Annotated in this window: 19 protein-coding genes; 7 read left to right on the forward strand and 12 right to left on the reverse strand. The window is 66.4% G+C overall.

Translation table 11 applies throughout. The features are described 5' to 3' along the window. The first annotated feature begins 20 nt into the window (after window positions 1-20). Window positions 21-518 carry an acyltransferase gene (locus ACQY39_RS16730; protein WP_428508100.1) on the forward strand — a complete coding sequence of 166 codons (498 nt, stop codon included), beginning with the start codon at window positions 21-23 and terminating at the stop codon, window positions 516-518. 9 nt (window positions 519-527) lie between these two features. Here the strand turns inward: ACQY39_RS16730 and ACQY39_RS16735 are convergent, their stop codons facing one another. Genes ACQY39_RS16735 through ACQY39_RS16745 form a run of 3 tightly spaced genes read right to left on the reverse strand, consistent with a single transcriptional unit; the run spans window position 528 to window position 3393 of the window. Beyond that, complete coding sequence (locus ACQY39_RS16735) at window positions 528-1280, reverse strand: acyltransferase (protein WP_428508102.1); 753 nt, start codon at window positions 1278-1280, stop codon at window positions 528-530. Next, window positions 1277-2389, reverse strand: a complete 1113-nt coding sequence (locus ACQY39_RS16740; protein WP_428508104.1) for a DegT/DnrJ/EryC1/StrS family aminotransferase — start codon at window positions 2387-2389, stop codon at window positions 1277-1279. Before ACQY39_RS16740 ends, ACQY39_RS16735 begins: the two co-directional genes overlap by 4 nt. Then, window positions 2386-3393, reverse strand: a complete 1008-nt coding sequence (locus ACQY39_RS16745) for a WxcM-like domain-containing protein (RefSeq protein ID WP_428508106.1) — start codon at window positions 3391-3393, stop codon at window positions 2386-2388. The genes ACQY39_RS16740 and ACQY39_RS16745 overlap by 4 nt, the downstream gene beginning before the upstream one ends. Before the next feature lie 245 nt (window positions 3394-3638). On the opposite strand from ACQY39_RS16745, the gene gmd reads away from it, so the two are divergent. Then, window positions 3639-4772 (forward strand): GDP-mannose 4,6-dehydratase, encoded by a 1134-nt coding sequence (gmd, locus tag ACQY39_RS16750; RefSeq protein WP_428508108.1) that lies wholly within the window; start codon window positions 3639-3641, stop codon window positions 4770-4772. A gap of 65 nt (window positions 4773-4837) precedes the next feature. On the opposite strand, the gene ACQY39_RS16755 is transcribed toward gmd, so the two are convergent. The 9 genes from ACQY39_RS16755 to ACQY39_RS16795 all read right to left on the reverse strand — a co-directional run bounded on the left by ACQY39_RS16755 (window position 4838) and on the right by ACQY39_RS16795 (window position 16961). Then, window positions 4838-5653, reverse strand: coding sequence for a class I SAM-dependent methyltransferase (locus ACQY39_RS16755; protein ID WP_428508110.1), 816 nt, complete (start codon window positions 5651-5653; stop codon window positions 4838-4840). After that, entirely contained in the window at window positions 5637-6791 is a 1155-nt protein-coding gene (locus ACQY39_RS16760; RefSeq protein WP_428508112.1) for a DegT/DnrJ/EryC1/StrS family aminotransferase, read from the reverse strand. Before ACQY39_RS16760 ends, ACQY39_RS16755 begins: the two co-directional genes overlap by 17 nt. Then, window positions 6788-7276 (reverse strand): hypothetical protein, encoded by a 489-nt coding sequence (locus ACQY39_RS16765; protein ID WP_428508114.1) that lies wholly within the window; start codon window positions 7274-7276, stop codon window positions 6788-6790. The genes ACQY39_RS16760 and ACQY39_RS16765 overlap by 4 nt, the downstream gene beginning before the upstream one ends. A gap of 31 nt (window positions 7277-7307) precedes the next feature. Further along, a complete protein-coding gene (locus ACQY39_RS16770) occupies window positions 7308-8228 on the reverse strand; it encodes a hypothetical protein (protein WP_428508116.1) in 921 nt (306 codons plus the stop codon). A 137-nt stretch (window positions 8229-8365) separates the two neighbouring features. Further along, window positions 8366-9814, reverse strand: a complete 1449-nt coding sequence (locus ACQY39_RS16775; RefSeq protein ID WP_428508118.1) for a glycosyltransferase domain-containing protein — start codon at window positions 9812-9814, stop codon at window positions 8366-8368. Window positions 9815-9863: 49 nt separating this feature from the next. Next, window positions 9864-11351: a TolC family protein gene (locus ACQY39_RS16780; protein ID WP_428508120.1), complete on the reverse strand. Its 1488-nt coding sequence runs from the start codon at window positions 11349-11351 to the stop codon at window positions 9864-9866. Window positions 11352-11429: 78 nt separating this feature from the next. Beyond that, the gene (locus ACQY39_RS16785) at window positions 11430-12626 is read right to left on the reverse strand and encodes an HlyD family efflux transporter periplasmic adaptor subunit (protein WP_428508122.1); all 1197 of its coding nucleotides are present in this window, start codon (window positions 12624-12626) and stop codon (window positions 11430-11432) included. Window positions 12627-12698: 72 nt separating this feature from the next. Next, window positions 12699-15050: a type I secretion system permease/ATPase gene (locus ACQY39_RS16790; RefSeq protein ID WP_428508124.1), complete on the reverse strand. Its 2352-nt coding sequence runs from the start codon at window positions 15048-15050 to the stop codon at window positions 12699-12701. A gap of 33 nt (window positions 15051-15083) precedes the next feature. Next, window positions 15084-16961: a tetratricopeptide repeat protein gene (locus tag ACQY39_RS16795; protein ID WP_428508126.1), complete on the reverse strand. Its 1878-nt coding sequence runs from the start codon at window positions 16959-16961 to the stop codon at window positions 15084-15086. A 400-nt stretch (window positions 16962-17361) separates the two neighbouring features. Between ACQY39_RS16795 and ACQY39_RS16800 the strand changes: the two genes are divergently transcribed. The 5 genes from ACQY39_RS16800 to ACQY39_RS16820 are packed head-to-tail and all read left to right on the forward strand — an operon-like array spanning window position 17362 to window position 20326. Continuing rightward, entirely contained in the window at window positions 17362-17829 is a 468-nt protein-coding gene (locus ACQY39_RS16800; RefSeq protein WP_428508128.1) for a hypothetical protein, read from the forward strand. A gap of 13 nt (window positions 17830-17842) precedes the next feature. After that, the gene (locus tag ACQY39_RS16805) at window positions 17843-18127 is read left to right on the forward strand and encodes a hypothetical protein (RefSeq protein ID WP_428508130.1); all 285 of its coding nucleotides are present in this window, start codon (window positions 17843-17845) and stop codon (window positions 18125-18127) included. A gap of 53 nt (window positions 18128-18180) precedes the next feature. Beyond that, window positions 18181-19188: a D-2-hydroxyacid dehydrogenase family protein gene (locus ACQY39_RS16810; protein ID WP_428508132.1), complete on the forward strand. Its 1008-nt coding sequence runs from the start codon at window positions 18181-18183 to the stop codon at window positions 19186-19188. Then, window positions 19185-19778 (forward strand): chromate transporter, encoded by a 594-nt coding sequence (locus tag ACQY39_RS16815; protein WP_428508134.1) that lies wholly within the window; start codon window positions 19185-19187, stop codon window positions 19776-19778. The genes ACQY39_RS16810 and ACQY39_RS16815 overlap by 4 nt, the downstream gene beginning before the upstream one ends. Beyond that, window positions 19775-20326 carry a chromate transporter gene (locus ACQY39_RS16820; protein ID WP_428508136.1) on the forward strand — a complete coding sequence of 184 codons (552 nt, stop codon included), beginning with the start codon at window positions 19775-19777 and terminating at the stop codon, window positions 20324-20326. The genes ACQY39_RS16815 and ACQY39_RS16820 overlap by 4 nt, the downstream gene beginning before the upstream one ends. Window positions 20327-20425 lie beyond the last annotated feature (99 nt).

Below are 20425 nucleotides of genomic sequence, written 5' to 3' on the forward strand. Positions count from 1 at the left end.
AGTTCAGCCACGCCACAGCCATGACCGAGACATCGCCGCCCCCCCGCATCCATCCCCTGGCCGATGTACAGACGAGCCAGATCGGGGCCGGCACTCAGATCTGGCAATTCTGTGTGGTGCTTGCGGGCGCGCGCATCGGCCGCGATTGCAATATCAATGCCCAGGTCTTCATCGAGAACGATGTGCAGATCGGCGACCGGGTGACGGTCAAGTGCGGGGTGCAGCTCTGGGACGGCCTGAGCGTGGCCGACGGTGTCTTCATCGGCCCCAATGTCACCTTCACCAATGACCGGCTGCCGCGCTCCAAGCAGTACCCGGCGGCTTTTCAGCGCACGGTGATCGAGGCGGGCGCCTCGATTGGCGCCAACGCAACCATCCTGGGCGGCCTGCGCATCGGCGCGGGCGCCATGGTGGGTGCAGGCAGCGTGGTGACGCGTGATGTGCCCGCGGGCGAGCTCTGGGTCGGCAACCCGGCACGCTCACGCGGGCCGGTTCCGACGCCTGGCAACGCGGAATGAACTGAGGCGCTAGAGCGCGGCCAAGGGCGGCGCCATGGCCGCAGGATCATCACCAGTCAGCGGCTGCGGAAACAGCGCCGCCTGAGCGTGGTAGCTGGCGTGGTAGGCGCTGCCCGGCTGCAGCAGGCCTGGGTTGCGGATCCACTGCACATGCTCGCGCACAACCCGGGCCGGGTTGCCGGCCAAGGCCACATGAGTTTGACTGAAGCGCTTGGTCACCACGCTGCAGGCGCCGACCACGGTCTCGTCGGCGATGCTGACCGATTTGGTGATGTAGACGCCCTCACCCACCCAGACATGGTTGCCGACCTCGACGCCTTCGCTGATGTCCAGGTAGGCACCGCTCTCGCTGTCGAAGATCAGATGCGGTGATTCGCCGCAGCGCAAGGTGATGGAGCTGGAGAACATGCACTCGCGGCCTATCGTCAGGCGATTGCCGGAGTTGTAGAGAAAGAAGCGGCCGCCCGCCTCGATGGTGAACTCCGGGCCAATCTGGATCACGGTGTTGTGAGCCCGGATGTGGTTGCCGCAGCAAATGCCCAGTCCCTTGATCTCGGAATCGCGGTCGATGAAGACGCGGTTGTTGTCGCCATTGATGAAGAGATGCAGCTTGGAGGCACCGGCGGTGTCGCGAATCTCGATCTGATTGTTGTCACCGTTGACATAACCGAGCAGCTCGACATTGGCGCCGACGCTGACCCGGTTGCCGCTGCCGCGCTGCTGGAAGCCGGCGCTGTTGCCCACCCCAGTGCCGCCACTCATGCCGAGGCCCTCACGGCCGCAATCACCCGCTGCACCTGAGCCTCACTCATGCCCGGCCAGAGCGGCAGGCTGAGCACCTGGCTGTGGATGGCTTCGGCGACGGGGAAGTCACCGGGGCCATAGCCCAGCTCGGCATAGGCAGGCTGCAGATGCGGCGGCACCGGGTAGTGGATCAGGGTGCCGATGCCTTGGGCCTGCAAGTCGGCCTGAAGACGATCACGCGCCTCGTGGCGGACCACGAACAAATGCCAGGCCGATTCGAAGCCCTCGGGTTCGATCGGCAGCTGCAGTGGCAGGCCGGCCAGGCCATCGAGGAGCTGGGCGGCAATGCGGCGACGCGCCTCGGTGGCCGCCCGCAGATGAGGCAGCTTGGCGGCCAGCACGGCAGCCTGGATCTCGTCCAGGCGCGAGTTGATACCTTTGACCTCGTTGTGGTACTTGACTCGGGAGCCGTAGTTGCGCAACACCCGAACCTGGGCATCAAGCTCAGGGCTGCTGCAGGTGACGCCGCCGCCATCGCCCATGGCGCCGAGGTTCTTGCCTGGGTAATAGCTCCAGGCCGAGATGTCGGCCAAGCTGCCCACGGGCCGGCCGCGGTAGCGGGCTGCGTGGGCTTGCGCGCAGTCATCCAGCACCTTGAGCCCATGGCGCTGCGCCAGGGCTTGGATGGCGTCCATCTCGGCCGGAAGGCCGTAAAGATGGACGGGCAGGATGACCTTGCTGCGCGGCGTGATGGCTGCCTCGATGCGGGCCGGGTCCATGTTGTAGCTGCGCGGATCGGGCTCCACCGGCACCGGGCGGGCGCCGCACTGGCTGACGGCCAGCCAGGTCGCCACATAGGTGTTCGAGGGCACGATCACCTCATCGCCCTCGCCCACGCCAAGTGCGCGCAGGCTCAGGGTCAGCGCATCGAGGCCGTTGGCCACACCGGCGCAATGCGCGCTGCCGCAGAACTCCGCATAAGCACGCTCGAAGGTCTGCAACTCCTGGCCGAGCAGGAACCAGCCGCTGCCGGCCACGCGCAAGAGGGCCGCGTCGATATCGGCCTGGGCTTCACGGTAGGCCGGCTGCAGGTTCAAAAAGGGAACCGTGATTTCAGCGCCACTCATACCTGCCCTCCCGCGCCGGCCGCCACGGCAGCCAGGAATTCGTCGTAGTTGCGGATGTAGTCGTCCGCGGCATAGGTGTCCGAAGCCAGCACCAGCAGCACGGCATCGGCCGAAAACTGGTATTGGATGCCCCAGACCATGGGCGGGATGTGCAGGCCCAGGCGGGCGCTGTCGAGCAGGATTTCGTCGCGCTGCCCGGCGCCGTCGTCCACCACCAGCCCTACCGAGCCTTTGACGCAGACCAGGAACTGGTGGCAGGCCCGGTGCGCGTGCTCGCCCCGCACCTCGCGGCTGGGCACGTCGTAGACCATGAAGAAGCGCTGCGGCGTGAAGGGCAGATGGGCGCCGATCTCGCCAAAGGTCAAGGCGCCGCGCATGTCCACGATCTTGGGCAGGCGGTGCAAGGTGGCACGGGCCACGTTCAGGCGCGGCAGCTCGGCCGCCGCCGCGGCCGGCCCGGCCGCCACGGTCTGGCCCGGCAGGTCGAGATGCGGTGTGTTGGCGTAACCGGTGATGTGGGCGGGGTTGCCGGCGACGATGGCGTTCGGCGGCACATCGCGGGTGACCACCGCGCCGTCGCTGACCAAGGCATTGGCACCGATGGTCAGGCCGGGACGGATGGTGGCGTTGGAGCCAATGCTGGCGCCCTTGCGCACCAGGGTCTGCACGAAGCGCTCGGGCCGCTGCTTGCTGCGCGGGAAGGCGTCGTTGGAGAAGGTGACATTGGGGCCGATGAAGACATCGTCCTCGATGCGCACGCCGTCCCAGAGCTGCACACCGCATTTGACGGTGACCCGGTCGCCGACCACGACATCGTTCTCGATGAAGACATGGTCGCAGATATTGGCATCGCAACCGATGCGCGCACCGGGCAGGACATGGCTGAAGGCCCAGACCCGGCTGCCGGCGCCGATCTGTTGCGATTCGACCAGGGCCTGCGGATGCACATAGACATCGAGCAGTTTGCGGAAGTCCGCGGGCGGCGGGGCGCTGTGGCTGGGCATAGAGGGGGCTCGCTGCTGTTCCTGGAAAACCGGGTGCCGCACAAGCCGCACCCTCGACCGGAGCAAAGATAGCCGATCGCGGCCGGGCCAATGCACCGTTGAAGGCGAGAATTACGGCACAACTCGTGCGGCCGGCGGTATCGGCCAGCCTAGCGGGGAATTGAGGCCGCTGCCGGGGACTGTTCGCAGGATCTGGGCGACCGGACAGGCCCTATTCTTCAGCGCATGTACAGCAAGGGACATTCATGAGCAAAACCGCACTGATCACCGGCGTGACAGGCCAGGACGGCGCCTACCTGGCCGAGCTGCTGCTGGACAAGGGCTACAAGGTCCACGGCATCAAGCGCCGCTCCAGCATGTTCAACACCGACCGTGTCGACCATCTGTACCAGGATCCGCATGAACCCGACCCGCGTCTGCAACTGCACTACGGCGACCTGTCCGACAGCACCAATCTGATCCGCATCGTCCAACAGGTGCAGCCTGACGAGATCTACAACCTGGGCGCCATGAGCCATGTGGGCGTCAGCTTCGAGCAACCCGAGTACACGGCCGATGTCGATGGCATCGGCACCCTGCGTTTGCTGGAGGCCATCCGCATCCTAGGGCTGGAGAAAAAGACCCGTTTCTACCAGGCCAGCACCTCCGAGCTTTACGGCCTGGTGCAGGAGACCCCGCAGCGCGAAAGCACGCCCTTCTACCCGCGCAGCCCCTATGCCGTGGCCAAGCTCTACGCCTACTGGATCACGGTCAATTACCGCGAGGCCTACGGCATGTATGCCTGCAACGGCATCCTGTTCAACCACGAAAGCCCGGTGCGCGGCGAGACCTTCGTCACCCGCAAGATCAGCCGAGCCATCGCCCGCATCGCCATCGGCACGCAGAACTGTCTCTACCTGGGCAATTTGAGTGCCCTGCGCGACTGGGGCCATGCCAAGGACTATGTCCATATGCAATGGCTGATGCTGCAGCAAGAGGTGGCCGAGGACTTCGTCGTCGCCACCGGCGTGCAGCACAGCGTGCGCGATTTCGTCCAGCGCGCCGGCGCCGAACTGGGCCTGACGATTGAGTTCCAGGGCCAGGGCGTGGACGAGGTCGGCGTGGTGACGGCCGTGGCCAAGACCGAGCTGACCCGCAATCTGCCGCCGCGCTGCAAGCCCGGCGATGTGATCGTGCGTGTGGACCCCGGCTACTTCCGCCCCACCGAGGTGGAGACCCTGCTCGGCGACGCCAGCAAGGCGCGAGACAAGCTCGGCTGGCAGCCACAGATCACGTTTGCAGAGATGGTCAAGGAAATGGTGCAGAGCGACTACACGGCCGCCAAGCGGGACAGCCTGGTCAAGCTGGCCGGCTTCAACGCCTACGACCACCACGAATAGGCGGCCGCAGCGCCATCAAAGAAGCCGCCCTCGGGCGGCTTTCTTCATGGGGCGAGCCATGAACTTCAGGCCAGGCTCAGAACCCGCACCGCGGCCCAGTGGCGGGCGTCCGGCTGGCCTTGCTCCAGCCAAGCCAGGTGCTGCGCATCGCGCCAGCGCGCGCCTTCGATCATTTCCAACTCGGGCGCAAACAAATAGCGCATGGGGTGGGTTTCATGGAACTGCTGCATGGGGCTGCCGTCCGCGGGCTCGACCAGCATGGTGTAGTTGACGTCGCAGACATTGCGCGACCAGTGCATCACCGGCTCGGCCAGGCGGGTGACGCTCATCTGCGCATCGCCGAGACGGCGCACGCGCGTCTGCGGTTGCTGGCTGAGCACGGCCGGGCCGTACCAATGGTCGTGCACGAACACACCGCCGGGTGCCAGATGCCAGGCGGCGGTCTCATGCGCGGCTTGCAAGTCGGCATTGCTGGTCTGGTAGCTCATGACATGGAACAGGGTGATGACCGCGTCGAAATCGGCACCGCCGCCCTGCCCCACGCGCACCTCGCGGGCATCGCCGGGTCCGAAGCTCAGGCGTTCGGACAGCTCCTGGGGCAAAGCCGCTCGACGCGCCTCGGCGCGGGCCAGCATGCTGTCGCTGAGATCGGTGCCGTGCACCGTGAAACCCAGGCGAGCCAGATGCTCGGCATGGGCACCGGTGCCACAGCCCAACTCCAGAATCCGGCGGGCCTGTGGCCGGCGCTGGCGAATCAGACCGGCCACATAGGCGGCCTCGGCTGCATAGTCCTTGTCGGCGTAGAGCAGGTCGTAGTAGCGGGTGTAGAGCGCAAAACGCGCGTCGGCGGACACGGCCGCAGCCTCAGGCGTGCTGGACATGGGCATGCTCCTGGGTGGCACTCATGGCCTGTTCCATCACCTCACGCACCGCCTGCGCCGAGGCCACCATCTGCTCCTCGCTCAAGGCCAGGCCGCTGGGAATATAGAAGCCGCGCCGGGCGATGCGCTCGGACACCGGGTGCGACTCGCCGGCCATGAGCCCCATCTTGCGAAAGACCGGCTGTTCATGCATGGGCCAGAAGAAGGGCCGCGTGCCGATGCCCCGCTCACCCAAAGCCTTCATCATGGCCTTGGCATCGAGCGGCACCGCATCGTCGAGCACCAGGGGGTAGACCCAGTAGATGTTGTCGGCCTCGGCGGTCTGGGCCACGGGCAGCTGAAGGCCCGGCGTGCCGGCCAGCAGCTCGGTGTAGCGCTGACCCATGCGGCGTTTGCGCGCCACGAACTCGTCCAGGCGCTCAAGCTGGGCCAGGCCCAGGGCGGCTTGCAGATTGGTCATGCGCATATTCCAGCCCAGCTCCTCATGGACAAAGCGCTGTTCGGGTTTGAAGCAGAGGTTGCGCAGGCTGCGGCAATGGGCGGCCAGCTCAGGGCTGTTGCAGACGATCATGCCGCCCTCGCCCGTGGTGATGTGCTTGTTCGGGTAGAAGCTGAAGGTGGAGATGTCACCAAAGCTGCCACAGGGCCGGCCCTTGTAAGTCTGGCCATGCATTTCGGCAGCATCCTCGATCAGCTTGAGGCCGTGGCGCTGGACCAATTCCAGCAAGGGGTCCATATCGACGGGCAGGCCGTAGAGGTGGACCACCATCACCGCCTTGGTGCGAGGCGTGATGCAGGCGGCCACCGCCGCTGCGCTCATATTGAAGGTCAGCGGATCGCAGTCGACCACCACCGGCGTGGCACCGGCGCGCACGATGGCCGCAGCGCAGGAGATGATCGTGAAGCTGGGCAGAATCACCTCGTCGCCGGGGCCGATACCGAGCGCCACCACGGCCGCATCGAGTGCCACCGAACCATTGCTGACAGCGATCGCATGCTGGCGTTGTACACGCGCGGCAAACGCAGTTTCAAACTCGGTGATGAAGGGCCCTTCGGATGAGATCCAGCCGCTGTCGATGGCTTGCAGCAGGTATTTACGCTCGTTGCCGTCGAGCAGGGGTTCATTGACAGCGATCACAGATCGGCTCCTTGGGTCGTGGCCGCCGCAGCGGCGGCAGAGGGAATTTCGGCGATTCTTAGCTCAGAGGCGGAAACAGGAGAAAAGCGCAGCTTGTCGCGATCACCGGCATATGGGCCTTGCTTGACCTCGATGATCTCGGCCGCCTCCAGCATCTCAAAGCCATGCCCACCCTGGGCGAGCAAGACCACATCGCCGGCCTCCAGCACCGCCGATCGCAGGTACTGCTGCTCAGGGCTGTAGAAGTCCACACGCACCCGGCCGCTCTTGATGAACAGCACCTCTTGGGTGAACTGCACCTGGCGCGGCACCGGCAGGTGCACATGAGGCGCAATCACATAACCCTGAGGTCGATGCATATAGCCCAGCTGCTGGGTGCTGTCGTCGCCGGTGAAGAAGGTGATGCCGTCCTGGCGGTGGTGGTGTCGCAGGATCAAGGCCAGGTTCAGGCCTTGGTGCTCGATCGATTCCAGACTGGGAAGCATGGTGGGACTCGGCTTCATGGGAGGCCAGGGCTCAGGCGGCCGCAGGGACAGTCTGAACCGCAGCAGCCTGATCGACAGGGGCTGCCGGCGCAGCAAGCAAACCTTGCCACAGCTGCACATGGCGACGCGCGAAGCCGTCCCAATCGCTGAGGCGCTGACGGCGCGCGTGGATCTCGTCCAGCTCACGTTGCAGGCCGCGGGCAACCGTGAGCAACTGTTCGTGGGTGGCGTAGGTGATGATGTCGCCCTCTTGCTCCAAGTGGTAGCCCTGTGCGGTGACGATGGGCGTGACGCCGTAGAGCAAGGCATCCAGGGTGGAAAGCGCGCCCTCATCGTTGCCGGTGTAGAGGAGGTAGTCGCTGCTGCGCAGCCAGTCGATATAGCGGCCGCGCTCGAACTGCGGCTGGTGTTCGACCTGATAGCCCTCGGCGATCAGCTCGGCCAGCCGAGCCTCCCAGCCGGAGCCCATCACACGCAGCAGCAGATCGCCAGGTCGGAAGGCCCGGGCGAAATCAGACACCCAGGCCTCGTTCTTGCGGCCGTCTTCATACAGGCGGCCCGAGACCATCACGGTACGCCGGGTCCGCTCACCCGGCAGCATGGCCGGTGGTGCGAAGTTCGCAAATCGGGGCTCGCCGGTGAGGGTGCTGAGCCGTCGGCTGGTTTCCTCGGACATGCACAAACCCCAGATGCCAGCGCGCGCCTGAGCCTGCACCAGCCCAAACTTCTCCGGCGTGTCGATATGGGTCACCATGGTGCAGTGCAGGCCTGGCACCTGGACCTGGCGCAGACAGGCGTAATTGACATGCAGGGTGACATCAAAACCAGGCATCTGCGAAAAGCCGACCACCGCCTCCTGCACATGGGGCGCCAGCGCGGCGGCCAGGCGGGCGGCGTAGTCGTAAAGAATCCAGCCACCGGCCGGCTCATAACTGAGAACGTTGACGCGCATGCGGATCTAGCTGTGGTGGAAATCAGTGGAAGCGAGCAGCAAGGCACTCACTGGACGCAGGGCTCGAGGCGCCCTGCTGTCCGCACTGTAAGCCTTGGCGCCAAGGCTGGCGCCCGGAACAACAAAGGGAAAGACGCTCAGCTCTTCGCCAGGGCCGGGCCGGCCGCCGAGGGCGCCCAGGAAAAGGCCAGCAAGCCATTGGCCAGGGCCTCGGTGGCGCCGTCATGCTGCGTGCCATGGAGCTGGGCCCGGCAGCGGCCGGTGCCGCCCAGGCGCGCCGTCAGCGCCGCCTCCACGGCCGCCACCTCGGACAGTTCGCAGCTCTCGCTGCCCAGCAGGCACAGCAGGCCGATCGGCAAGAGCGCGCCGGCCACCAAGGTGTGGACGGCGTGCAGGGACGCACCCGGCGCGCCGATCACCAGAACCAGGTCAAAGCCACCGTCCTCGGGCCGGAAGGCCAGCTGGCCGCCGGCCAACTGGGCCTCGGTCAAGTCGATACGCGTGCCGCGATGGGCCGGCAGAAAAGCGCACAGCGCGGCTTCGGCACGGGCTCGCTCCTCGGCATCGAAGGCCAGCGGCCCGGCGGCCGCCACCTGGACCAGCAAGAGCCGACCGCCAGCCTGGCGGCGCGGCTGCAGCAGCTGCTGCAAAGCGCTGGCCATCTGCCGGCGCGGCGCGATTCGCGAACCGAGGCTGGAGCCATGGCGGTGGCACAGGAATTCCAGCAGCTCCAGAGGCGCGCTGAACTGCTTGCCCTCATGCCGACCATGATCGAGGTAATGCTGACGCGGATCCTTCTGCGCGGCCGCATCGCTGCGATGCTGCCAGGCATAGCGCACGGCATCGAAGTTGGCGTGAACTCGGTTGGGGCTGATATTGGCCGAGTTCTGAATCAAGTCGTTGTCATGCTTGAGGCCGGCAAAGTAGCGGATCTGCGCCCCGCTCCACTGGCGCGCGAAGTCGAAGGACATCTGGTCGCGCTTGCAGAAGTTGAGGATCTGCTCCCACCAGGTTTGGCCGAAGCGGATCAGGGTCGGGTGCATGTGCTGGCGCAGGATCACCGTGCAGGTGCTCAGCGGCGTGATCTCGGCCAGAGCTTTCTTGCCAGCGTAGAAATCAAGCTGACCACAGATGCGCTCAGCGCTCTCGTAGCCGAGCTGGATGATGGCCTCGGCCTCCTGCTGCGGGTTGCTGCGGGTGGTGTGCGGGAAGGTGCGAAAGACGGGGCTGCCGGCGGCGAACTCGGGCGCATCGAGGGCCAGATCGCGCTGCTGGGGCAGACGTTTGAAGACGACGATGTTGTCGACGTAGAGGCTGTAGTCCCAGTCCTGCAGATACTCATGCGGCAAGGCCTTGGGTCGACGCGAGAGCTTCTCGGCCGGCAAAGGGATGTCGTCGATGTAGCGGAACTGCCAGACCTCGGATCGCAAGGCACGGTTGTCGGTGAAGCAGACGAAGCCGATCTCCAGGTCGCTGTCCTGGCGCAGACCAGGCGGCATGCCGGCCAGCGGGTCACCCAGCGGCTCCTTGGAACCGGTCAGCACGGTGTAGATGACCAGGCGTGGGCGGGCAGCAGTCGTCGTCATGGTTCAGCAGTCAGCAAAGCCTAGGGGTAAGGAACGAGGGCAGCGCGGCTCAGCGGATCGGCGTGAGCACGCCACGCCCCATGGACCACATCATGGCAACCGCCTGCTGGCCGTCGAACAAGGCGTTGACATGGGCGACCCGCAAGGAGAAGTAGTCCGCCTCGCTGCCCATCACGTCGAACAGCGAGCGGCGGCCGAGCTGCTGCCACTGTTGCAAGGTGGAGGCGCGCAGGCGGTCGCTGTTGCGAAGGATGTCGACAATACGGCGCGCCCGGTCGAAGGACGAGACCGCGGATTCATGGATGTCGGCGATTCGGTAACGGCGCGCCTCGATGCCATCCTCGCGCTGCAGAACCGCCGCCTGCGCCCGCTTGCGCGCCGCACTGATGGCCGGCTCGGCCGTGGCGTTGTAGAGCGGCATCGACACGCTGAGCCCGGCCGACCAATCACCGCCCTTGCTCATCCCGACCATGGCCGTGCTGGTGCCGATGACGTTGATCTGCGGCTTGTAGCCCGCAGCGACCGACTCGGCATAGCTGGCCTGCGCCTTGGCCTGCGCGTCGAGCTGGCCCACTTCGGGAGACAAAGCCACATCGCGCTGCATCTCGGACAAATCGGGCACCTGAATCAGCAAGGCGGAATAGACCGCACTGCGCGGCAGCTGATCGCCGACGAAGCGACGCAGCTGCGTCTCCACCTGGGCCAGTGCCGAATCGGTCTGCTGCACGGCCAGCTCGGCCTGCTGCTTGTTCTTGGTCGCCTGCACCAATTCGCTGGCACGGCCTCGGTCCGCCTTGACGATGGTGTCCAGGGCCTCTACCAAGCAGCCCATCTTGCGCACGTATTGCGCATAGACCTGGGCTTGCAGCTGATAGCGGCTGCGGTCCATGGCCAAGGCAACGGTCTGCAAGGCCAGCTGCTGCTCGGCGCTGGCCAGCCCCAGCCGGGCCGATTCGGCCAGCTGGCTGCGCCAGTTGGCCAGCTGCGCCGTGCGGCCGAAGTCATAGAGGGGTGCACTGATGCTGAGGATAGCGCGGCCCTGCATGCCATGCTCCAAGGGCCGGTTGTCGGACTTCAGCCCGACGTGGTTGAGCGACCCTCCCAAGTTGATCTGGGGCAAGCGGGCCGCGCGCGCTTCCTGCCATTCGGCATGCGCGGCCTGAGCCAGCAAGGTGGCCGCGCCCAGTGATTGGCTGCGCTGCAAGGCCCGGTCCACCAGCTCCTGCAGCTGGCTGCGCGGATCGATGGCACTGGAATCGAGCATCTGGGTGTCGCGCCCCGAGCTGGACGGCAAGGCGTCTTCCTCGCCACATTGGCTCTGCGTGGGGCTGCGCTCGGCGGCGGGCGCCGGGGCGGCCTTGGCTGCGCCCTTGCTGGCGGCTGCAGCGGCGGTCGCCTTGGCGCGCGTCTGCGCCACGGCGCTAGCTGGAGGCATCAGGCAGAACAAGCCCAGCAGCAGGGGCAGGTGCTGCAGCATGGCGTGCAAAGGTGCTGCCTTGCGCGCCGTTTTTTCGCCCCGGAAGTTATCGGTCCACATGAACCGTACTTGACCAGTTTGAGCGCCGAGCGAAGCCCGGAACAACAGCCCTTAGCCTGGGCAAATCAAACGCCTAACTCAGCGTTCGCTCAGGGCTTCACGGGTCTTGAGCACCGGGCGCAGCAGGAAGCTGAGCACGGAGCGTTCGCCGGTCTTGATCTCGACCGTGGCGTTCATGCCGGGAATCACCGCCACGGTCTCGCCCTTGTAGCGAAGATTGTTGCGTTCGGAGCGGACCAGGGCCCGGTAGTAACGGCCGGCGCCGGTCTTGTCGGCCTCGCCCAGGGCGTCGGGGCTGATGTACTCGACCCTGCCTTCCAGGCCGCCATAGACGTTGTAGTCAAAGCCTTGCAGCTTGATCTTGGCTGGCATGCCCACGGCCAGATAGCCGACCTCGGCCGGCTTGATCTTGGTCTCGATCAGCACCGCATCGGTCAGGGGCACGATCTCCATGATGGGCGAACCGGTCGTGATGACGCCGCCGACGGTGTTGGCGCGGATGTTCTTGACCATGCCGCGCACCGGCGAGGTCAGCACGGTGCGCTTCAGGGCGTCGTCGCGCACCACCATCTGCTCGTCCTGCATGGCCAGCTCGTTCTGCAGGCGCACCAACTCGGAGCTGGCCTCCTGGCGGAAGCGGCTGATGCGCTCGCTGCGCTGCTGCTGCAGCTCATTGACCTGACGCGACAGGTGCATGACCTCGACATTGGACATCAGCCCCTTGGCCGCCATGTCTTGCGACACCTTGAGCTCGCGGCCCAACATGCCGATGCTGCGCTCGATGCTGGCCACGGCCTCATCGAGCAGACGCTGGCGGGCAGCATAGGCCGCGGCCTCAGCGGCGACGATGGCCGGCACAGCATTGAGCTCGGCGGCAAACTGCAGCGGCTTGCTGGTGGCCTCGGCCGTCAGGCGGGCCACGGTGGCGCGAGCGGCCAGGCGCTTGACCTGACCCTCGTTCTGCTGCGCCTCGACCCGGGTCGGGTCCAGCTTGGCCAAGACCTGGTCTTTCTCCACCCGGTCGCCTTCGCGCACCAGCAGTTCCCGCAGGATGCCGACTTCGGCGCTGGCGATCACCTGCTCGCGCCCATCGGGCACGATCACGCCGTCGCTGCGGCTGAGCTGATCGACCTCGGTGAAGGCCGCCCAGACCACGGCCGTGACCAGGGCCGCCAGCAACAGATAGAGCGCCCAAGTGACGCGCGGCAAGGGTTCATCGACCTGCGCGGCCGCCAAGCTGCTCAGAAATGCCTTGTCGCTTTGACCGACGCTCATGAATTCCGTCCCATCCCCATCATTTGCTTCTTGTTCATCGTGGCGCCGACTGCTGCCTGCACAGGCGCGGCCTCAAACTGAGGCGGAGCGCTGCACGGGCTGGGCCGCCGGATGCAGATGCAGATTCGACGCATCGCCCGCCGCCGGCTGGCTCGGGCGCACGCCGGACAGCGCCGCCAAGACCTGGTCGCGCGGGCCGTCCATGACCAGGCGGCCCGAGTCCATGACCATGATGCGGGTCACCAGCTCCAGCACGGCCGGACGGTGCGTGACCACCACCAAGGTGCAAGCACCGGCCGCATCACGGAGCTGGCGCAAAAAGGCCACCTCGGACTGGGCATCCATGGAGCTGGTCGGCTCGTCCATCAAGAGAATCTGCGGCTTGGTCACCAGGCTGCGCGCCAGGGCCACCAGCTGACGCTGGCCACCCGACAACAGATTGCCCATTTCGCCGACCGGCAAGTCCCAGCCCATGGGGTGGTTGGCGACGACACGGTCCAGGCCGGTCAGGCGTGCCACCTCGACCAAGCGGCTGGCGTCGATATGGGCGCGGCCCATCAGGACGTTGTCCCGAAGGCTGCCATGAAAGAGGCGCGGGTCCTGCGAAACAAAGCCGACGCGGGCGCGGAACTCGGCCGGGTCGACCTGGCGCAAGTCGATGCCGTCCACCTCGACCATGCCCTCGGTCGGCAGGTAGAGGCCGGCCAGCATGCGCAAGACCGTGGACTTGCCGCTGCCGATGCGGCCCAGCACCGCAACACGCTCGCCCGCGGCCAAACGCAGGCTGACCGCGCGCAAGACCTTGGGCGCACTGCCCTCGCCTTCCATGGGATAAGAAAAGCTGACATCGTGCAAGCCCATGCTGCCCGAGACGCGGGACAGCGGCACATAGTTGCGGCTGGCATCGCGCTCGGTCGGGCGGGCCATCAGTTGATTGAGGGCGATGAAGGCCGCTTGGGCGCTTTGATAGCGCGAGGCCAGGCTGACCACGCTGTTGAGCGGCGCCATAGCGCGGCTGGCAAACATGATGGCGCCCATCAAGGCACCGGCCGTGATGCTGCCGTCCTCGATCAGATAGACGCCCCAGACCAGCATCACCAGGGTGATGACCTGCTGCATGCTCATGGCGACATTGCTGCTCAAACTGTTCAGACCACGGCTGCGCATGGCGGCATCAGCGGCGATCGCTGTGCTGGTCTCGTAGCGCTGCACAAAGCGGCCTTCAGCGCCCGAGGTCTTGAGATCCTCCAGCCCCTCGATGGCCTCGACCAGAGTGCCTTGCAGATCGGCCGTTTCGTTCATGTGGCTGCGCACGGCATTGCGCATCTGGCTCTTGATCGCAAAGGTCAGGGCCAGGGTCAGGGGTATCGCGCCGACCAGAACCCAGCCCAGCGGCCCGCCGACCAGAAAAGCCATCAGCACGAACAAGGCGATGAAGGGCAGATCGGTCACCACGGTGACGCTGGCCGAAGCAAAGAACTCCCGCACCACCTCGATCTGCGAAATCGTGCTGGCATAGGAGCCGGCCGAGGCCGGCTTGTGCTCCATGCGCACGCCCAGGGTCTGGCGGAACAGCTTGGAACCGATGATGAGGTCGGCCTTGCGGCCGGCAATGTCGATGACATGGGTGCGCAGCTGGCGCGCGCAGAGGTCGAAGATCACGGCCAGGCCGGCACCCAGGGCCAGGGTCCACAAGGTGACGAAGGACTGGTTGGGAATGACCTTGTCGTAGATGACGGTGGTGACCAGGCCGGTCACCATCATCAGCACATTGCTGAGCAGAGCCGCCACCATGGCGGCGCGGTAGTAGGGAATGAAGCGCTTGAGCGTGCCCCAGAGCCAATGGCTGCCGTCGGTGCGCAGCAGCGGCTCGCCGCGGTTGCTCGCCTGCGAGGTTTCGGGCAGGGTCAGCAGCATCAGGAAGCCGCTGTACTCGGCCTCGAGTTCGCTGGCCGTGGCGGTGCAGACATTGGCGTCCGCGCCCGGGAACACGACCTCGTAGTGGACCTCGGCGCCTTCGCTGGCCGGCTCCAGACGTCGCACCAGCACGCAGGCGTCGCCGCCATTGAGCAGCATCACCGCGGGCAGCAGCAAGGGACTGACTTCCTCGATCTTCTTGCGCGCCAGGCCCGCGCTGTAGCCGGCCTCGCGCATCAGGCGCAGGGCCTGGTCGGGGCTCAGCGCGCCTTCAAAGTGGCTGCCGGCGCAGAGCGACTCGGCCGAGCGCGCGCGGCCAAAATGCTGGGTCATCCAGACCAAGGCATGGAGCAAGGGATTGCCGATGTCGGAGCCGGCCTCGGCCTGCCAGCCCTCATCCGCCACCTGGGCTTGCGCAGGCGCGGCCGTGCGATCGGCAGCCAGGTAGATGCCGGGCTGCGCCGCTGGCTTGCCGCCGTCAAAGAAGGGGTCGTGTCGCTGAGTCACGTGAGTCCTTCAGCGCGAACGGGGTCGCAGCGGTCAACGCACATCGCGTTCTCGCTGCGACAGGGCCATGGCTTCCAGCTTGCTTTCGAGATCCCGCACCAGGCCGGGAATGTCGAACAACTTGGACTGCCGCCCCTGCTCGCGCAAAAAGCGCTTGTAAGACTGCGCTCTCGCCGGATTTTGGCCGATTTGGACCGCCCGCTGCTCATATTCAGCCAGGGAATAGGTGACAAGGTCCGGTAGCCCGACATTGCTGAGCAGGCTGCCGGCCATGCGCGAGATGTAGGTGCGGCCGGAACGGGTCAGCATGGGCGTACCCATCCACAGGCAATCGCTGGCCGTGGTGCCGGCGTTGTAGGGGAAGGTATCCAGCACCAGATCGGCCAACACGAAGCGGGCCAGATACTCGGGCGGCGCCACCCGGGGCGCGAAGATCAGGCGCTCGGCCGCGACACCGTGGGCGGCGGCGACCTTGAGCATATTGTCATGGGCCCACTCGTTGTCGGCGAGCAGCCAGAACACGCTGTCCGGCACCTGCTGCAGGATGCGCATCCAGCAGCTGAACATTTCTTCGCTGAACTTGTGGTTGTTGTTGAAGCTGCAGAAGACGAACTTGTCCTCGGGCAACTGGTACTGGGCGCGGGTCGGCTCGGCGCCGACCTGACGTTGGCGGTCGCTGATCTGGTAGCAGTGGTCGAGGTAGATGGGCCGCTCGGTGCAGTAGGGCAGATAGTCCTCGGGCATGACGAAACGGTCGGCGATCATCCAGTCCACGCCCGGCAGGGCCGAGGTGGCGGGCAAGCCCATCCAGCAGGCCTGAATCGGCGCCGGACGGTAGGCCAGGATATTGGGCCGGGCGCCATTGGTGAGGCCTTGCAGGTCGATCAGCACATCGATGCCGGCTTCGGCAATCAGCCGGGCAGCCGTGTGGTCGTCGACGCCGGCCAGACGCACATGGTGATCAAAGCCCTGCAGGATGCGCGCGCGCAGCGCCGTCCCGTCGTCGCGGCTCCAGCAGAAGGCATGGGTCTCGAAGCGCTCACGGTCATGCAGGCCATAGAGCTCGGCCGTCATCAGGCCCACCGCATGCATGCAGAGGTCGCCCGAGAGATAGCCAATCTTGATGCGGCCGCTGCGCGGTTTGCGCTCGCTGGCCAGCTCATGCAGGGGCCGGCCCTTGTAGTTCAGCACCTTCTCGTGGACAAAGCGCTGCGCCACCATCAGCTGCAGCGCCGGGTCATCGCTGGCGCTGAGCATGGCCAGCAATGAGGTACCGACCAGCAACTGGTTCTGCGTCAGCTCGCCCACGGTCTGGTAGACCGGCCAGTCGCATTGCTTCTGGCGGATGTGCACATAGTGCTGAACCACCGAGCCCTGGCTGGGCTTGAGCTCCAGGCTGCGCCGCATCAGGGCCTGCGACTCGCCGTAGCGCTTGTGCGTTTCCAGCATGCGGGCGCTGTTGTTCAGGGCATGGAGCAGCAAGTCCAGCGATTCCGGGCCCTTGCTGAGCAAGCTGTCATCGGCGGCGACGCGCTGCCACTCGGCCAGCGCTTCGTCGATGCGGCCCAGGTGTTCGAGCTGATGACCCAGGTTCAAGCGGGCCTGCGTGAAGCCCTCGTTCTGACTCAGAGCCAGGCGGTAGGCGTTTTCGGCTGCCGCGTGCTGCTGCAGATTGCCCAGCAAGGTACCCCAGTTGTAGCAGGCGACATGGCGCATGGGCGAAGGCGTGCTGGCGATCCAGTTCTGGTAGACCAGAGCCGCCGCCTCCAGCTGGCCCGCCTGCTGCAAGGCGCCGGTGCGATCCATCAGTTCCGCCAGTTCCATCTGCCCGGAGCGGGCCCGGCTCAGCAATTGCTCGACATCATTCATGGCGGCCTTGGGGCGGGTGGCGGGCGGTGTGGAAAGGTCCATGGCAAGGGTGGCCGCGGTGACGGCGCAAAGGTGGTGCAAGCGGCGCTCGGTACCAAAGCCCTGGCGCTGAACCCCGAACGCAGACGCGGGCAGAAGCTCAGCCGGCCCCAGGGCCATCAGACCGGTCGCTGAGACTCGATGGTAGGAGCGCAAGGCCCTGAAAGGCGGGTCGATTAGGGCGGGAAAGCCTCGCCTATTCGAACCATGGCGGGGCCGCTGCGCCGGGGCGCAGCCCTTCTGGGCGCAGTGCGCCCGCCAAGAGCTCCGCGCAGGATTTGCTCGGTCTTGGCCGGCCATTTCCAGGCTTCATGCCGGTGGCCGACTGATCAGAATCACTTCACCCTGTAGGAGGGGGAGGCGGCCGAACCCGACCGTCGAATGAACAACAACACCACATCAAATGTTGAATGACATTCTGAGCCGTTGGGCCAGACGACGCGCCGCGTCCCTGCATCGCCTGCCAGCCAGCGGCGGTGACAGCAGCCAAATGGCCTCCGGGCGCAGCGGGCAAGCCGTGGACACGATCTGGCAAAGCATCCTGCGCTGGATGCCGGGCGAGGCCGACCCTTGGGGCGCGGCCGGCCCGCCACCGCACCAACGCAGCGACAACATGCCGGCAGCTCGGGCGGAATTCGAGGCCTGCTTGCGCGGGCTGGACAGCGAGCGCGTCGCCGAGCTGCAACGCAGCATCCGGCGCAGCCGCAGCCTGCGCGACCTCTGGCATCTGCGGACCTGGCTTTACACCGAAGTGGCGCGCAGCTTCTCGCAAGCCGAGGCCGAACTGCGCCTCCAAGCACTGCGGCCGGTCTTCCAAGGCCAGGCCGGCCTGCGCACCGATGCTGTCGCCACGGCACAGCCCCGCCACTAGAGCCCGCAACGCCATGAACGACACCCTCGCTTCGCCGGCCGTCAGCAGCCGCATCGCCGTGCGCCGCAACTTCGTCGAACTCAAGCTCTGCTTCATGCAAGCCGCGGCCACCGTGAGCGGGGTCACCGGCTTGCATCTGCAGACCCTGGTGCGACAGTCCAGCGAGCCGTCCGAACTCTGGCTGCTGCGCAGCAGCCTGCTCGCGGCGCTGTCCCGACAGGGTGACAACGGTCTGGCCCATTGCACACGCATACAACTGGCCTCCCAGCGGGTCTATCCCGAGCGCCGACGCCCCTGAACCGGCTGCCGGCACGGCAGCTCTTGCGGCAGAGTGCAAAATAGCCCTCACGCATGAACATCATCATCCTCGACGACTATCAGGACGCGGTGCGCAAGCTGCACTGCGCGGCCAAGCTGGAACACCTCAATGCCAAGGTCTTCACCAACACGGTGAAAGGCATCGGCCAGCTGTCGATACGGCTGCGTGACGCCGAGGTGCTGGTGCTGATCCGAGAACGCACCCAGTTCCCCCGCCAGCTGCTGGAAAAGCTGCCCAAGCTCAAGCTCATTGCCCAGACCGGTCGCGTCGGCAACCACATCGACATCGAGGCCTGCACCCGGCTGGGCATCGCCGTGGCAGAAGGCGTGGGCTCGCCGGTGGCGCCGGCCGAGTTGAGCTGGGCGCTCATCATGGCCGCCATGCGCCGCCTGCCGCAGTACATCGGCAACCTCAAGCATGGCGCCTGGCAGCAAGCCGGGCTCAAGGCCGCGTCCATGCCGCCCAATTTCGGCGTCGGCATGGTCTTGCGAGGCAAGACCTTAGGCATCTGGGGCTACGGCAAGATCGGCCAATTGTTGGCCGGCTACGGCCGCGCGTTTGGCATGCAGGTGCAGGTCTGGGGCAGCGAGGCATCGCGCCTGCGCGCCCAGAGCGACGGCCTGATCGCCGCCGAAAGCCGCGAGGCCTTTTTCGCCAGCAGCGATGTGCTGAGCCTGCATCTGCGCCTGTGCGAGGCCACGCGCGGCATGATCACGCCCGAAGACCTGGCCCGCATGAAGCCGACCGCCCTGCTGGTCAACACCTCACGAGCCGAGCTGTTGGCCGACGGCGCCCTGGTCTCGGCACTCAACCGCGGCCGCCCCGGCATGGCCGCCATCGATGTGTTCGAAAGCGAGCCCATCCTGCAAGGCCACCCGCTGTTGCGCCTGGAGAACGCCGTCTGCACGCCGCACATCGGCTATGTTGAGCAGGACAGCTACGAGCTGTATTTCAACGCGGCTTTCGACAACATCCTGAACTTCATCAAGAGCGAGCCGAGCAATATCGTCAACCCGGACGCGCTGAAAGTGCTGCGATGAGCGCACCCGAAGCGGCAAGCGCGCCGCAGCGCCCGGCCTCGCTCTGGGCCCTGTACCTGGCCTTCAACCGCCTGGCCCTGCAGGGTTTTGGCGGCGTGCTGGCGGTGGCGCAGCGCGAACTGGTGGAGCGCCTTGGCTGGCTGAGCCGGGAAGAGTTTGTCGAAACCCTGGCCATCGCCCAGGTGCTGCCCGGGCCCAATGTGGTCAATCTCTCGCTGATGATCGGCGACCGCTACTTCGGCCTGCGCGGTGCTTTTGCGGCACTGGCCGGCATGTTCGTTCTGCCCTCGCTGCTGGTGCTGAGCATGGCGGCGCTCTACGGCAGCGTGGCCCAGCATCCTGTGGTGGGCAATGCACTGCGTGGCATGGGCGCGGTCTCCGCCGGCCTGATCTTGGCCACCGGCTTCAAGCTGCTGCCGGCCGTGCGCCGCAACCCCATGGGCCGCGCGCTCGCGGCTGTGCTGGCCGTGGCCACGGTGGTGGCGGTGGTGTGGCTGCGCCTGCCCCTGCCCTGGCTGGTCCTGCTGCTCGGCGGCCTGGGCATGGCGGCCGCCTGGCGCGGCCTGAGACAGGCGCCCGCCAGCGCATGATGCAGGGCGCTGCGCATGCGGACCTGCTGGACCTGTTCCTGCACTTCCTGACCCTGTCCCTGCTCTCGATCGGCGGCGCCATCAGCACCGCCCCGGACATGCACCGTTACCTGGTCGGTGAGCGACACTGGCTCAGCGACACCGAGTTCACCTCCTCGATCGCCCTGGCACAGGCGGCACCCGGGCCCAACATCCTGTTTGTGGCCGTGCTGGGCTGGAATGTGGCCGGCCTGAGCGGCGCCTTTGCCGCCATGGCCGGCATCATGCTGCCCTCCACCACCCTGGTGCTGGCCGCCACGCGCTGGGCGCGTCGCAACAAGGACAGCCTGGGCGTGCGCGCCTTCTCGGCCGGCATGGCGCCGCTGACCCTGGGTCTGATGCTGGCCACTGGCTGGCTGCTGGCCGAGCCCTATCTGCGCCTGCCCGAACACCGGCTCGCCACCCTGGCCCTGATGGCCGGCACGGTGCTGCTGACGCTCAAGACCCGCATCAGCTTGGTTTGGCTGGTGTTGGCGGGCGGGGTGTTGGGGGCGCTGGACCTCGTCTGAACCCCAGCACGCCTCAGCGTCCGAAGCGCCGCGCTCCAGCCACACCGAGAACCACCGCCATGCCGAGCATGGCCGGGCTCACCGCCTCGCCCTGCAAGC

It is taken from the genome of Roseateles sp. (assembly GCF_965262435.1).
Classification (GTDB): domain Bacteria; phylum Pseudomonadota; class Gammaproteobacteria; order Burkholderiales; family Burkholderiaceae_C; genus Paucibacter_A.